Here is a 13,720-nt window from a genome sequence, read left to right as displayed (position 1 = left end):
TTTCAAAGTCTATCCCATCATTTTTTAATTCGTTCAACACAAGAAAAAAATCGCTGGGATTTTTATCGTATTCCCAGCGGTGGTTCCAGAGAATGAGCGGTTTGTCGCGTTTCTCCCGGACACGAAATTCATCAAACCGTTGCAAATCCAATCCCAAATAAAGCACCTTGCTTTTTTGTCCGAGTTTCTTGATATTGTCCATCCCGCGATGATCGGGAAAATGTTTCAGTATTTTGGGCAGATCTGCAAAAAACGATGTCCGGTGAAAACGGGAATTGAAAAAGACAGCATCTGCCGCCAGAGCAGAGACGTAATTGATGAATCCGTAATGGTGATCGCGCTTTTTTCGCACGTCCCGATCGGCAGAGGACCAGGGATAAGAGATTTGATTTTCGTGGAAATAAATCCCTGTGGGAATGGCATGCGTTCTTTTCCGTGTCAACGCCAGAAAAGTTGTCAAATCCAGCATGTCTGTCGCGAGAATGAAATCCGGCGAAAAGTCAGATTCGAGAAATTTCTGCGCCAGTGTCACCGCGCCGCCGTGCATGCGCCATTTCCAGAATTGGCCGCTTAAGCTCAAAATTTCCACCTCGTGGCGGCTAAATTTCTGGTAGCCTTTGGCCCAATCTGCATGGGAGCCGGTGAAATAGGGTTCGATGATGAGAATTTTCATATTCGTGTCATGTATGAATTTAAGATTAGAATTGGCACACAGCCAGCGAGATCACAGGGAATTTTTGTAAATTATTTGATGAAAAGGACAGCACTTTATTAAACTGCATGTCCGAAAAGTAGGGATTGCAAATTTGCGTTCCCTGCAGAGAGACACTCCTAAATAACAATAACACAACATAAAGTGTGAAACTTATTAATGAACGGAATTTTTAGACAACATTAAATTTTGTGCAATTACATCTTCAAATTTTACTCACTATTTCAGCACAATCAATTTGTGCGTCAATTTTCTCCCGTTTTCAACTGATAAAACCAGCCAGTAAATTCCTGATTCCACCGGACGATGAAAGTTGTCGCAACCGTTCCAAAGAATCTGGTGGGCGCCGGCGAATTCGTAGTCTTCAACTAACGTCCTAACCCGACGACCCAACATGTCAAAAACGAGAATTTTGACTTTGCTGTTTTTCGCCAGACTGTAATTAATCATTGTTTGTGAATTGAACGGATTGGGAAAATTGCCATCGATGGAAAAATTTTTTGCGACACCGACGTTGACTGAAATCGATGGCGAAAATTGAAAGCTGCCGTCGAGGTCGATCTGCTTGAGGCGATATTGGTAAATACCGGATGTGAGATTTTTGTCCTCATAATTGTAAATTTTTTCAAAATCATTTGCGGGCAGAAAGGCAATTTTTTGAAAAACTTGATTTGTTTTGCTTTCTCTTTGAATCTCAAAGCCGAAATTGTTGCTTTCCGTCGCCGTTTGCCAATTTAAGACGACGGAGTTGTTTCTCACAATTCCGGCAAAAGAGACAAACTCTACCGAAACCGGAGAGGTGGTTTTTTCCCAGCGATTAACGACAGCGTTTATCCAGGAGTAATAATTTTGCGCTGAGTGTCCCGTATGCGATGGGCTGAATGTGTCCGTGCCGCCGCAAAAAATAGTTGCCACCCGCTGATTTAACCAAGTGTCCGGATGATCCTCGCTGCTGGCACTGCGGCCTATTTTTTCCGGATCGGAATTGTCCATGGCATTGTCCGGCATGCCGCCTTCTAAAAACCAGAAATATTCATCGTCCAGATTAGCGTCGTTGCCGGTCCAGGCGATGGAATTGTGAAAATCGAACGGTACGACATTCTTGAGCGGATAATCCTGAAATTGATCAAGTCCTTTGGGATCGTATTGGTGCAGCCAATCTTCGCGCAGCCAGCGGGCAAATTCCCGGCAATCATTAGCCGATTCATCGGACAGCCAGACCAGGGGCGGCCCCTGCATGGCGATGAACAAAATATCCGGATGATCGACAAAAATATTAAGCATGCCGCGGTAGGCGCATTTGAGCTGCGCCAGCGAGGAAGACGGGGAGTCCCAGTAGCCGTGCGTCCAAAAATCGTTTGTGTAAACGTCATCGACAGAGTTGCCGGAATTGAGATAAGTGAAATTATTTGTCCCGTTGTCGGAATGCGGGGTGCCGCCAGTGACGTTGCCGTAGCCATTATTTTCTCCGCTGCCATCGTATTGGGTGTCGTAGTCGGAAATTTCTGATCCCGGATAGCAGGGCTTAAACATGATGATGTCCATTCTCTCCGCGTTGAATTCATAATAATTGAGCATAAAATCACGGTAATCATCGTCGATCTGCTCGCCGGTGAGAGGGTTGCCTTCGGCGTCCGGGCCCAAATAGCGGTAGTAATGATCTCCGACTTTGATGCCCAATTCCCGCTGAAATCTTTTGTACCAGTGGCGGTAATCGGTGTTGTTGTTTTCGTATTCATAGGTGGTGTTAATTCTACTGTGGAGATGATAGCCCAGATTAGTCAGAGCGCTTTGCAGTCCGTCGTCGAGCAAGTTGGCGCCGCTGGAATGGTGGAAGAAATTAAAAACGTGGTTGTTGATGTGCTGCGGCGTGGAAAAATCCGGCGAGGCGAATTCCTCCTGCAACAGAGAATGTTGAGCGGCAATTTTTGAGTTGAGAAGAAATACGGAAAAAAGGATAATCACCGCGAACAGAAGTTTGCGAGTTTTCATTTTGGTCTCCTTTTTTGCATTTGTTTTCTTTTAAAATAACAATATTTTTGAAATTATCAAACAAAAAATGAGAAATGCAGCCATTTTTTCAGGAAATGGAATCGATGAGGAGATGAACATTTTTCGACTATTTTAACATCAATGTTAAGATAGTTAGTACTTTTTTAATATGGATGTTAATTTAATCGTGGGTTAGAAGGAATGCGCTGAAAAAAATTTGATCTCGATTTAATTCAGATTAATGCGGATAAAAATTTTTCAGCAGGGCAGGCATGTATTCCTTCTCTTGTAACATAATCATCCTCTTTGTACAGAGAGACTTGTACAAAATAGGCATTCGGAAACAGTTTTTTCAAAGAACGCAATGCCGGATTAATTTCCTTTCCGCGCAATTTGCATTCAATGAACTGGACTGGCTTGTTATCTTCCATGACAACGAAGTCGATCTCTCGGCGATTGACGTCACGAAAATAGCGTAATTCCATATTCAATCCTTCGTAATCCTGCTTAAAATGAACCCACTTTAACAAGTGAAAAGCAATTAAATTTTCAAATCGAGCGCCTTCGTCATCGATGACCGTCCAATCAAAATGGTAATGTTTGCTTTCTTTTTTAATGGCACGGATCTTTGGAGAACCGAAAGGATACACCCGGAAAATCATGTAAATATTTTCCAGCATTGTCAGCCAGCGAGCAACGGTATGGTGTGCAACCTGCAAATCCTGGCGCAGACTATTTATCGAAAGAGGAGAACCTACCATCTCTGGCAGTCGAAGCGAAAGATTTTCAATGAGCGCAACGTCTTTTACATTCTCGAGTGAATCTAGTTCATCGTAAATTATCCGGCTGCGGTACTCGCGACTCCAACGTCTTGTCGCGCGTTCGGAAGCAGAAATGAATTGTTCAGGAAACCCGCCAAATTTTAACAGTTCGAATAGCGCATTTTTTCGTTCGTATCGTACTTCAGCGAAAGAAAAGGGATATAATCTGTAAAAATGATAGCGTCCTTGCAAAGAATCACCGCCATGTCGATAATAGTCAAGCCTGCCGCTGCCTGTGACAATAATTTGCAATTCATGTTTCCTTTTGTCAAATAATCCTTTTACGACCTGACGCCAGCGGGAATATTTATGTATTTCATCAAGTACAAGCAAGCCTTTTCCTGCGGGAAACTGCTCTCGGATTATCTTTTCTCTATCGTGAGCAGAGTCCCAGTTCAAGTACCAGTTTTTTCGCGCTGGTGAACTTTTATTCCCGAGAATTTTTATCGCTAAAGTTGTTTTCCCGCTCTGCCTTGGCCCGGCGATAAAGACCATTTTCTGAGTCAGATCCTCTTTAACGCTGTCTTCAATGTAGCGTTCAATGTATTTCATTTTTACCTCAATGTTAAAAAAGTAATGACTATTTTAACATGCATGTAAATTTACTAATATTTTTACAAAAAAACAATGAAAAAATCAAATCAGTGAAAAAAATTTACTCACTGAATTTTTAAAGAAAAACTGGCTTTCTCCAACGATTTCCCTCAACAGCCAGACAAAAAAATCATTGCTTTCTTGGAATTATTTTCTTAAATTCTTTCAACTAATTATATTTCGCTAAACGACCTTTTCAAATGATAAAATTTCACGGAGGAGGCGAAATGGCTATTAAAATTACGGGCAGCGATTTGACCGTCGAAAATGTTTACCACGTTGCACACGGGCTGGAGACAGTGGAGCTTCATCCGGATGCAGTGGAACGAATCAAGGCATGCCGGGCATTTTTGGAGAAAAAAATTGCCGAGCGAGAAATTATGTACGGAATCAACACCGGCATTGGGGAATTTTCTGAAGTAATTTTGACGGATGAACAAGTGCAGCAATTTCAGCGCTATTTGATTTACAACCACTCAGCCGGAATTGGGGAGCCTGTTCCTATCGAAGAAGTACGCGCTGCCATGCTGACGCGAATCAATATGCACGCCAAAGGTCACTCGGGTTGTCGGCCTGAAATTACTCAGACCTACGTGGACATGCTCAATAAAGGCGTGACGCCGGTTGTGTGTAAAAAAGGCAGTGTGGGCGCTTCAGGCGACCTGGCGCCGATGAGTCAAATCGCCTTGTTGCTCATGGGCGAAGGCGAGGCATATTATCGGGGCGAAAGAATGCCGGGCGCCGCTGCCATGAAAAAAGCCGGCATTCCAATTCCCGGATTAGAGGCGCGAGACGGTTTGTCTGCGATCAACGGCAGTAATCTGATCTTGGGAATGGGAAGTCTGCAAATTTACGAAGCCGAGCGTTTTTTGAAACAGGCGGACATTGTCGCTGCCATGACGCTGGAGGCGCTCATGGCAAACATGAAGCCTTACGATTCTCGTCTCCACGAATTACGCGGATTTCAGGGAGCGGTTACTTCTGCGGCAAATATTCGTAAAATGGTCGACGGTTCGGATTTGCTGACCGGGAAAATCAAAACCAAAGTGCAGGACGCCTACTCCATGCGTTCCACGCCGCAGGTACACGGCGCGGCGCGCGACCAACTTCGCTGGACGCGCAGCCAATTCGAAATTGAACTCAACGGCGTGGGAGACAATCCAATTTTTCTGCCCGAAGACGGCGTGGTTTTGACCGGCGCGAATTTTCAGGGCTCCCCTATCAGCGTGCCGCTGGACATGTTAGGCGCTGTGATTACCATGGTCTCTGTCATTTCCGAACGCCGGCTCAATCGCCTTCTCAATCCGGCGCTGAGCGTGGGCTTACCGGCATTTTTGACCAAAGGCGCCGGAATGTTTTCGGGACACATGCTCAGTCAGTACACAGCGGATATGATGATAGTCGAACAAAAAATTTTGTCCGCTCCCGCTGCGATACAATCGATTCCCGCGGCGGCAGATCAGGAAGATTTTGTCAGTATGGGAATGAACACAGCGCTGAAGACAAAACAGATTCTGGAAAATGCTTATGGTGTCCAGGGAATTGAGTCCATCGCAGCGGCTCAGGCGTTGGATTTTCGCGATTTTACGCCGGGCAAAGGCGTGCTTGCTGCCCACAAGGCAGTCAGAAAAGTGGTGGCGCATCTGGAAGAAGACAGACCGCTGTACATTGATCACAATAATATGATGGAAGCCGTCAAAAAGCGTGAGATTTTGCACGCAGTAGAAAACGAAGTCGGCGAGCTGAGGACTTACTAAAACAAAAATTCTCGCAAAATATGAACTATCAAACCCTTTCAAAGGCTTGAACCTTTGAAAGGGGGCAATTTATTACGACAGCCAATACAAAATTCTACCACAACCTTCGCAATAAATCACTTCGGCGTCGGTTCTGCCGATTGAAGAAAGAGACGTGGGCAGCTTAATGAAACAACCGAGACAGGTGTTGTCTTCGCCCACGGGAACGATGGCGCGTTTGTAGCGTTTTTTCAATTTTTCATAACTGTAGAGAAGTGGTTTCTTAATTTTATTAGCCAACTCTTCGCGCGCCTTGCGCAATTCTTCTTCGCGTTCGGCGCTGAATCCCAGACGTTTCACTTCAGAGATTTCTTCGATCATCATGTCCAAATCCTGAAGCGCAACTAAAAGTTCCAACTGTGACTTTTCCAATTTTTCACCCCTTTAAAATGATGTCAATAAATTCTTCGTATGTCTCAGCTTTCATGAGCTTATTGCGGGTTTTTGTTTTGTTCAAAATTTCCACCATTTTGCCGAGAATGGGCAGGTACATATTATTTTCATCCTGCGGTGGCGCAATGATCATGAAAACGAGATTAACCGGTTTGTTATCCACAGACTCATATTCGATGCCCTGCTCCGGTTTGCCAAAAGCAATCATCACGTCAGACGCCGAGGTCGTTCTACCGTGCGGGATGGCAACATTTTTGCCGATGCCCGTACTTCCCAGTTGTTCACGTCGGCGGAGCATGTCCAGTACGATTTCCCGATTTTTTAAATATTTGATTTTGACAAATTGATCCACAATCTCTTCGAAAAGTTCATCTTTAGTGGCCGCTTTCAAATCCGGCAGAAAGAGTTGTTCATCAAAATAAGTGATGAGTTCTTCGTTGGTCATTTTCGCTTCGTCCTTTTTTTAATTTCTCCGATTCGCCTCGGTAATGAGTTCTCGCAGCACAGGGCGAATGTAAATATGATTTAATTTCAAATTACCTAATTCGCGGGCGATGAGACGTATTTTTTGTTCCATTGGCAGCCTGGAATTGATGATAAAAACCGATTTGTTCGGCATCTGGCACAAACCGCCGGAAAAATCACCTTTTTCATAGCGAAGGTCGATGGATAATTTTTGCACCAGGTCCTCGAACGCCTGAAGGAGATATTTTTGATCCATGACTTCTCCCTGATTACAGAAATTGATCGAGTTTTTTTCGTTTCATTAAATCCACCAGATCGCGCACTTCCTGAGCGCGTTCCCGGGGACAAATTAATAATGCGTCGGACGTTCGAACTACGATCATATTTTCCAACCCGATGGCGCCGACGAAAAGGTCTTTCACGTCAACGAAACAATTTTTTGTGTCCAGAAGCATTGCTTGACCGGTGACGGCATTGCCGTTTTTGTCTTTGGGAAAAATTTTGTAAACTTCGTCCCAACTGCCGACATCGTTCCAGGCAAATTTCCCTTTGACCACAAACACATTGCGCGAGTGCTCCATCACGCCGTAGTCAATAGACATGCTTTTAATCTGGCAATAGACTTTTTCAATGACTTCCGCTTCCCGGTTAGTTCCCATTGCTTCGCTAATTCGCATGAGCCCGGAGTGCAATTCCGGCAGAGAATCTTCGATTTCTTGAAGAATTTTGGAAGTTTTCCAGATAAAAATACCGCTGTTCCAGAAAAAATCTCCGCTTTTCAAAAAGCGTTTTGCTGTTTGAATATCCGGCTTTTCAGCAAATGTCTTGACGCTGTACGCCTCAATGCCGTCGATGTTTTCCACCAATTGCCGATGTTGAATGTAACCATAACCTGTCGCCGGGTAAGTTGGATCAATGCCGATTGTGACCAGCCCATTTTGCGTTTCCGCCAAATGCGCCGCAGCGCGCAGTGTTTTTCGAAACAGTTGATCGTTTTCTATTCGATGATCGGCAGGCAAAACAACCATCACGTCATCCGGATCCTTTTTGTCCAGCAAGGTCGCTGCCAATCCGATGCAAGGAGCGGTGTTTTTACCTTTCGGCTCAATGACAAGATTTTCCGGCGACAACAATGGCAGTTGTTCTAAAATCGCGTCTTTTTGGTGAATCGTCGTCACCACCAAAATATGATCCCAATCCACCAGCCCTTTCAGACGTTTAACAGTGGACTGAATCATGGTATCTGAATCGACGATATTCAGGAGTTGTTTCGGTTGTTTACTGCGGCTCCTGGGCCAAAACCGAGTTCCTTCCCCTCCGGCCATAATAACTGCGTACATTCACAATGCTCCTCTGAAATATTGTTTTTGCGCCCGGTCATTGCCTGAATTACAAAAATGCAAAAAAAAATGCCGTTGGCAAAAAAATTAAAGTGCCATTGGCATGAAAAAATTGCTAAAAAACACCGCTTGGATTAATGCTGCAATGCCTTAAATAACAAATATTTACAAAATAAATCATTGGCGAATCATTAACCTCAATGCTCAATCTATTAGCGATCTAGTTGCTACAAATTTTAAATTAATAAATTCTTTGCTAAAAATCAAGCATTTTATGCCTATTATTAATTTAATTTAAAAACTTTTTTATTGATTTTTACTTCGGAATCAATTATATTAAATCTAACTTTAAAATATTGCTGATAGTTATCAAAACACAGGCAGAGGAAAAATGACTCATTTCGTTGCGCTGTTGGGCACGCTCATTGATTTGTACAGTTTTGTCGTGATTGTCAGAGTGGTTTTATCTTGGATTCCGCACAATCCGTATCAGTCCGTCATCCGAATTATTTACCAATTAACGGAACCGCCTTTGCGTCAAATTAGGCAGTGGCTTCCGGCAATGAGCGGGCTTGATTTTTCACCGTTGGTACTGATTTTTGCGCTGTACTTTTTGAAAAGGATTTTGCTCAGTCTTTTGCTTTAACAATTCGCTTATCTGAAAAATTTTTGCTGAAGAAAATTATTAGTTCAGGTGCATTTTTTTCATTCCCAAATATCATAATCGCACACCAAAAATGGAGGCGAACATTGAAGATCACCCCGTTGGACATAAAAAAGCAAATCTTCAAAAAAGTAATGCGCGGCTACGATCCCATCGAAGTGGAGACGTTTTTGGAGATGGTCGCCGATGAATTTGAGCAATTAATTCGGGACAAAAACTCGCTTTCTGACGATGTGTTAAAATTAAAAACGCAACTGCGCGATTATCAGGAAGTGGAAAAAACTTTCAAAGAATCTCTGCTCAATGCGCAGCAGACCATGAATCAGTCGCGCGAAAATTCCAAACGCGAAGCCGCTTTGATCATCAAAGAAGCGGAAGTCAAAGCGGAAAAAATAATCGAAACAGCTCGCAAGCAACTGGCTGAGCTGAAAAATGAACTCATGGTTGTCAAGGCGCAAAAAGATTCGTTTGCCAAAAGATTACGTCATCTGTTGGAATCGCAGATTGAGCTGCTGAAAGTGCTGGAAATGGATGATGTCGGATTTGAGCGGGACGGGAGAAAAGGAAATTACTCCGCTGAAAAAAAAAACGATGACGCCCAAGATGAAAATTCCGTGGAAAATTTGAAAATTTCCGATCAATTCATTATGTAAAATCGATCACTAAGGGAGAGCCGGGGCTGAATGCGGCGCCCTTGATTGTTAAAAACAACTGTGGAGAGACGCAAAATGGCAAAAAAAACAGCAATTTGGGGCAACATCGTCATATTATTGGCATTTTTTGCCGGATGTGCCAAACGAATTCCCATTTCCTACGATCAGGCCCAGCCGCAAGCGTTGGTGAAAATTCAGACCGTCACCGGCAAGAGCGTGACCGGGATTGTCAGAGCGAATAAGCCGTCCTTTGTCATCCTGCAAACAAAGAAAGATCGCAAACGCTCACTGGTGAAAATTAATCACGATGAAATAGCCGCCATCCAGGGTGAAAACGAATATGACCGGGATGCGCTGGGAAAAATAATTTCACCCTGGGAAATTGAACAGCGCACCGGCAGCAAAAACACGTGGCTGTACACGGCAGGTGGTTTGGGACTCAGTTTTGGCATCAGCTTTTTCATCGGTTCGCTGATCAATCGCGGCATGGACAACGTCGATCAGGGCGAAACAGCCATGTGGACGGCAACCGGCGCGGGCACGGCACTTGGGACATTTCTGTTTGCAAAGGCCGGCGCCAAAAAAGATCGAAAAATTGCTGTTGACAAGATTCGCAAAGAACGGTATGAAATTGCGCAAAAAAAAGCCGAGGAAGAAAAATTGAAACGCAAGAAAATCCTCGACGAAATAGAGCGATTGAAACGCGAACGCCTGAAACAGGATGCGGAGATGAAAAGATTGTTGGAAAAATCAAAGCGGAAAAAGAAAAAGTGAAATATCAGAAATGGTTTCGGAGGCGAAGAAAGTGAGTGCGTTGAGAAAACAGATCGAGGAAACGATTGCTTTTCTGCGAACAAAGACAGATGCGATGCCGGAGATTGGCATTATTTTGGGCAGCGGATTGGGCGCGTTAGTGGATGATATTGAAATTGAAATTGTGATTCCCTATGAACAAATCCCCAATTTTCCGATTTCCACGGTCGAATTTCATGCCGGAAAATTGATTTTTGGCAAATTGAGCGGAAAATCTGTGGTCGCCATGCAGGGAAGATTTCACTACTATGAAGGCTATTCGATGAAGCAAATCACGTTCCCGGTGCGGGTGATGAAGTTTTTGGGCGTGACGAAATTGATCGTTTCCAATGCTTGCGGCGGGATAAATCCGGCTTTCAAGCCGGGGACGATAATGATTATGCAAGATCACATCAACTTATTGGGCGACAATCCGCTCGTCGGGGAAAATGATGACTCTTTAGGACCCAGATTCCCGGATATGTCTGAACCTTATTCCCGGGAACTGATAGACCTCGCGGAAAAAGTCGCTTCTGAATTGGGTTTGACTGTCAAAAAAGGCGTTTATGCCGCTTTGACCGGGCCAAATTTAGAAACTGCTGCCGAATATCGTTTTTTGCGCATTATCGGAGCGGATGTCGTTGGCATGTCCACTGTGCCGGAGGATATCGTCGCCGTGCACATGGGCATGAAAGCGCTGGGACTGTCCGTTATCACCGATGCTTGTGTGCCGGAAGAATTGAAGCCGGCGAATGTCCCGGAAATCATTCGCATCGCCAAAGAAACCGAGCCGAAACTCACGGCAATTATCAAAAAGGTTGTTGCACAAATGTGAGATTTTTGGGATAGAAAAATTTAAGGAAAATAAAAAAAGCGAGGCTGTCCCTCCATTTAATTACAACCTCGCTTCGATTCAGGGAATAGCCTGATCAACTCAAACAAATTGCCAAACAAGCTATTTCCGATTCAAAACGCTCTTCCCATTAAAATAATTTTTTCCCTCCGACGTCAAATTAGCCCTGCACGTCACAAGCCTTTGACAAATGTCGCCAGCCAAAGCAATGCGAAACCCACTAACAAAAGAATAAAAGCGTAGCTGCTCAGAAATGCGACTGACGTTAAAACCCATTTACCTAAAATTCCCAATACTGCCAAAATCAAAGAAATCCACCAGGTTACTTGTTTTGGTTGATTGAGTCTCATAATGCACCTCCTCAAGTGAAATTGGAATGGGAAAAGAGAGCGCTTTTGTTTGTTACCGAATTGTAACTATATCTTAAAATATAACAAAATATTAAAAAGTCAAGTAAAAAATGAAATGCGACGAAATTTGACGGAAATATTGTCAAGGAAGGCTTATGGCTAATTTTTGATGCTGACAAAAAAAACGGCTACCGCATCAGTTGACACGATAGCCGCCATCCCTGTTCAGGATTATATCGCTACTTCGATCACAGGTTTTTTTCCTTGTACTGATCATATAATTTGATGACTGCGGGCACGTAACTTTCCGTTTCCGCCCAGAGAATTCCCGGCGCTTTGTTGCTTTTCAGCCACAAAGAGGCTTGCCTTTCGCCACCGTTGTATGCGGCTAATCCGCCCTCGACGCCATAAAAGGAAATCAGCGTGGACAGATAGCGCGTTCCCATGCGAATGTTGTAAAGCGGATCGGTTAGCACTTCTTGTTCGTTTGTCCAGGTAATTTCCTCATATTTCGCCAGAAAAGCGCCGGTCGCCGGCATAATCTGCATCAAGCCGATGGCTCCGGCAGGCGACACAATTGTCGGATTCCACGTTCCGGCGGACTCGTGCGTGATAGTCGCGCAAATGAGGTCCACATCGAGATTAGTATATTTCAGACTGGCGAGGTAAATCTCGTTGGCAATATCGTATTTTGTCACAGGAGAAAGTTCAGTGTTGTATTGGTCAATGATTGCCATAATTTTCTTGATTTCAAACTCTCGCAAACTGTCAATGCTCATCGCGGCTCGTAAATCTTGCAGCGTACGTTCCATTTGCACTATCTTGTCGCGTGTCTGTTCAGTCGTGTCGAAATATTTGTACGTGAATCCGATCACCGTCACTGACATCAACAGGATGACCGTCACTTTCAATGGCATTCGCAAGTAGCGATATATTGCACTTTCCTTTTTCATTTTCATCAACTCCTTTCTGTGATGAATAAAATAATGATCCCCGTCTCCAGATTTGTAGATCGTCGAATATTAACGCAAAAAATGCTGATAAGTTTCAATCTTTTCCCAGCGCTCACATTGATTTTCTTTTTACAACGGATAATATAAAACTTTCTTTCAAATCTAAATGTGATTTATATCAAGAACAGCGTTTTTTTATTTTTGGCTCATGCGGCCAATATTTCGTTAATCAGAGATATTTATTTCTGATTCGCCGCTCCTTTAGATGGGCGACTATTCACAATGATTCAATTTTGTCGTCCGATTTTAATTCGCCAGGGCTAATCTCGTTTGATCATATTTTCAGGATTTAAAATTTTATCCAATTCTTTTTGCGTCAAATAGCCTTTTTCGAGCACAATGTCGTACACTCTTTTGCCGGTTTGCAGCGCCTCGCGCGCGACTTCGGTACTTCTTTCATAGCCCAAATAGGGATTCAGCGCCGTCACCAGACCGATACTTTTTTCTACTAATTCACGCGCGCGTGATCGGTTGGCAGTGATTCCTTTCACGCAGCGTTCGGAAAGCACAATGCAGCCCTGGCGCAAATGATTGATGCTGCTGAACAGGGAAAAGCAAATAACCGGCTCCATGACGTTTAGCTGAAGTTGCCCCGCCTCGGCAGCCATCGTCACGGTGACGTCGTGGCCCACCACTTCAAAGGCAATTTGATTGACCACTTCGGGAATGACCGGATTCACTTTGCCGGGCATGATGCTACTGCCCGGCTGCATGGGCGGCAGATTTATTTCATTGATTCCGGCTCTGGGACCGCTGGAAAGAAGACGCAGATCGTTACTGATTTTGCTCAATTTGACAGCGACGCGTTTCAAGACGCCGGAAAGTTGCACGTAAGCGCCGGTGTCCTGTGTTGCCTCGACGAGATTGGTCGCTGTTTTCAGGTTAAGCTCGGTGATTTCCAGCAAAAACTTTCTCACTGTCGCAGCATAGTCGGGAGGCGAATTCAAGCCGGTGCCGATGGCAGTGGCACCTAAATTTATTTCTTTCAATAATTCCATCGCTTCCTTGACGCGCGAAATATCTTCTTCGACCATCGTCGCGAAAGCGCCAAATTCCTGCCCCAGCGTCATAGGAACCGCATCCTGCAACTGCGTGCGTCCCATTTTTAGCACATCAGCGAATTCCTCGCTTTTTGCTGCAAAAGAATTTTTCAATTCTTCCATCGCTGAAATGAGCGATTGCAACGCAAATAAAAGTCCGATGCGCATGGCAGTGGGATAGGCATCGTTGGTGCTCTGGCTCAAATTCACGTGATTGTTGGGATGGATGATGTCGTACGAGC

At 44.2% G+C, this 13,720-nt stretch carries 15 protein-coding genes; 5 read left to right on the top strand and 10 right to left on the bottom strand.

The window, feature by feature from the left end; genetic code table 11:
• The 3 genes from GXO74_14215 to GXO74_14205 all read right to left on the bottom strand — a co-directional run.
• A partial coding sequence (locus GXO74_14215) for a DUF3524 domain-containing protein (GenBank protein NOZ62823.1) occupies positions 1-673 on the bottom strand: 673 nt, incomplete at its 3' end.
• Between the two features lie 258 nt (positions 674-931).
• Positions 932-2,704: a T9SS type A sorting domain-containing protein gene (locus tag GXO74_14210; GenBank protein NOZ62822.1), complete on the bottom strand. Its 1,773-nt coding sequence runs from the start codon at positions 2,702-2,704 to the stop codon at positions 932-934.
• A gap of 233 nt (positions 2,705-2,937) precedes the next feature.
• Entirely contained in the window at positions 2,938-4,077 is a 1,140-nt protein-coding gene (locus GXO74_14205; protein ID NOZ62821.1) for an ATP-binding protein, read from the bottom strand.
• Positions 4,078-4,346: 269 nt separating this feature from the next.
• Here GXO74_14205 and GXO74_14200 point away from each other — a divergent pair, with 269 nt between their 5' ends.
• Positions 4,347-5,876 (top strand): aromatic amino acid lyase, encoded by a 1,530-nt coding sequence (locus GXO74_14200; GenBank protein ID NOZ62820.1) that lies wholly within the window; start codon positions 4,347-4,349, stop codon positions 5,874-5,876.
• Between the two features lie 72 nt (positions 5,877-5,948).
• Here the strand turns inward: GXO74_14200 and GXO74_14195 are convergent, their stop codons facing one another.
• From GXO74_14195 to GXO74_14180, 4 genes are read right to left on the bottom strand one after another with little or no spacing between them, the layout of a single operon-like run.
• Positions 5,949-6,287, bottom strand: a complete 339-nt coding sequence (locus GXO74_14195) for a hypothetical protein (protein NOZ62819.1) — start codon at positions 6,285-6,287, stop codon at positions 5,949-5,951.
• Between the two features lie 4 nt (positions 6,288-6,291).
• A complete protein-coding gene (locus GXO74_14190) occupies positions 6,292-6,753 on the bottom strand; it encodes a PTS sugar transporter subunit IIA (protein NOZ62818.1) in 462 nt (153 codons plus the stop codon).
• 18 nt (positions 6,754-6,771) lie between these two features.
• Positions 6,772-7,029 carry a hypothetical protein gene (locus GXO74_14185; GenBank protein NOZ62817.1) on the bottom strand — a complete coding sequence of 86 codons (258 nt, stop codon included), beginning with the start codon at positions 7,027-7,029 and terminating at the stop codon, positions 6,772-6,774.
• Between the two features lie 13 nt (positions 7,030-7,042).
• On the bottom strand, positions 7,043-8,113 hold the full coding sequence (locus GXO74_14180) for a mannose-1-phosphate guanylyltransferase (GenBank protein NOZ62816.1): 1,071 nt from the start codon (positions 8,111-8,113) through the stop codon (positions 7,043-7,045).
• Between the two features lie 391 nt (positions 8,114-8,504).
• On the opposite strand from GXO74_14180, the gene GXO74_14175 reads away from it, so the two are divergent.
• The 4 genes from GXO74_14175 (at position 8,505) to GXO74_14160 (ending at position 11,057) form a co-directional block, all read left to right on the top strand.
• Entirely contained in the window at positions 8,505-8,759 is a 255-nt protein-coding gene (locus tag GXO74_14175) for a YggT family protein (GenBank protein NOZ62815.1), read from the top strand.
• Positions 8,760-8,863: 104 nt separating this feature from the next.
• Positions 8,864-9,430, top strand: a complete 567-nt coding sequence (locus tag GXO74_14170; GenBank protein NOZ62814.1) for a DivIVA domain-containing protein — start codon at positions 8,864-8,866, stop codon at positions 9,428-9,430.
• A 75-nt stretch (positions 9,431-9,505) separates the two neighbouring features.
• Positions 9,506-10,204: a hypothetical protein gene (locus GXO74_14165; protein ID NOZ62813.1), complete on the top strand. Its 699-nt coding sequence runs from the start codon at positions 9,506-9,508 to the stop codon at positions 10,202-10,204.
• Between the two features lie 10 nt (positions 10,205-10,214).
• Positions 10,215-11,057: a purine-nucleoside phosphorylase gene (locus tag GXO74_14160; protein ID NOZ62812.1), complete on the top strand. Its 843-nt coding sequence runs from the start codon at positions 10,215-10,217 to the stop codon at positions 11,055-11,057.
• A gap of 191 nt (positions 11,058-11,248) precedes the next feature.
• Here GXO74_14160 and GXO74_14155 read toward each other — a convergent pair whose 3' ends face one another.
• The 3 genes from GXO74_14155 to GXO74_14145 form a co-directional block, all read right to left on the bottom strand.
• Positions 11,249-11,425 (bottom strand): hypothetical protein, encoded by a 177-nt coding sequence (locus tag GXO74_14155; protein NOZ62811.1) that lies wholly within the window; start codon positions 11,423-11,425, stop codon positions 11,249-11,251.
• Positions 11,426-11,673: 248 nt separating this feature from the next.
• Positions 11,674-12,378, bottom strand: coding sequence for a lytic transglycosylase domain-containing protein (locus tag GXO74_14150; GenBank protein ID NOZ62810.1), 705 nt, complete (start codon positions 12,376-12,378; stop codon positions 11,674-11,676).
• A gap of 320 nt (positions 12,379-12,698) precedes the next feature.
• The coding region (locus GXO74_14145; protein NOZ62809.1) for an aspartate ammonia-lyase at positions 12,699-13,720 on the bottom strand (1,022 nt) is incomplete at its 5' end.

It is taken from the genome of Calditrichota bacterium (assembly GCA_013152715.1).
In the GTDB taxonomy this organism is placed as follows: Bacteria; Zhuqueibacterota; Zhuqueibacteria; order Thermofontimicrobiales; family Thermofontimicrobiaceae; genus 4484-87.
The sequence above is the reverse complement of the archived record's forward strand: the minus strand, read 5'-3'. Positions and strand labels throughout refer to the sequence as shown.

Coding starts and splice junctions, on each gene's coding strand:
- GXO74_14155 (NOZ62811.1), bottom strand. CDS start 11,425: ATGAGACTCAATCAACCAAAACAAGTAACCTGGTGGATTTCTTTGATT.
- GXO74_14165 (NOZ62813.1), top strand. CDS start 9,506: ATGGCAAAAAAAACAGCAATTTGGGGCAACATCGTCATATTATTGGCA.
- GXO74_14150 (NOZ62810.1), bottom strand. CDS start 12,378: ATGAAAAAGGAAAGTGCAATATATCGCTACTTGCGAATGCCATTGAAA.
- GXO74_14210 (NOZ62822.1), bottom strand. CDS start 2,704: ATGAAAACTCGCAAACTTCTGTTCGCGGTGATTATCCTTTTTTCCGTA.
- GXO74_14205 (NOZ62821.1), bottom strand. CDS start 4,077: ATGAAATACATTGAACGCTACATTGAAGACAGCGTTAAAGAGGATCTG.
- GXO74_14200 (NOZ62820.1), top strand. CDS start 4,347: ATGGCTATTAAAATTACGGGCAGCGATTTGACCGTCGAAAATGTTTAC.
- GXO74_14180 (NOZ62816.1), bottom strand. CDS start 8,113: ATGTACGCAGTTATTATGGCCGGAGGGGAAGGAACTCGGTTTTGGCCC.
- GXO74_14160 (NOZ62812.1), top strand. CDS start 10,215: ATGGTTTCGGAGGCGAAGAAAGTGAGTGCGTTGAGAAAACAGATCGAG.
- GXO74_14175 (NOZ62815.1), top strand. CDS start 8,505: ATGACTCATTTCGTTGCGCTGTTGGGCACGCTCATTGATTTGTACAGT.
- GXO74_14190 (NOZ62818.1), bottom strand. CDS start 6,753: ATGACCAACGAAGAACTCATCACTTATTTTGATGAACAACTCTTTCTG.
- GXO74_14185 (NOZ62817.1), bottom strand. CDS start 7,029: ATGGATCAAAAATATCTCCTTCAGGCGTTCGAGGACCTGGTGCAAAAA.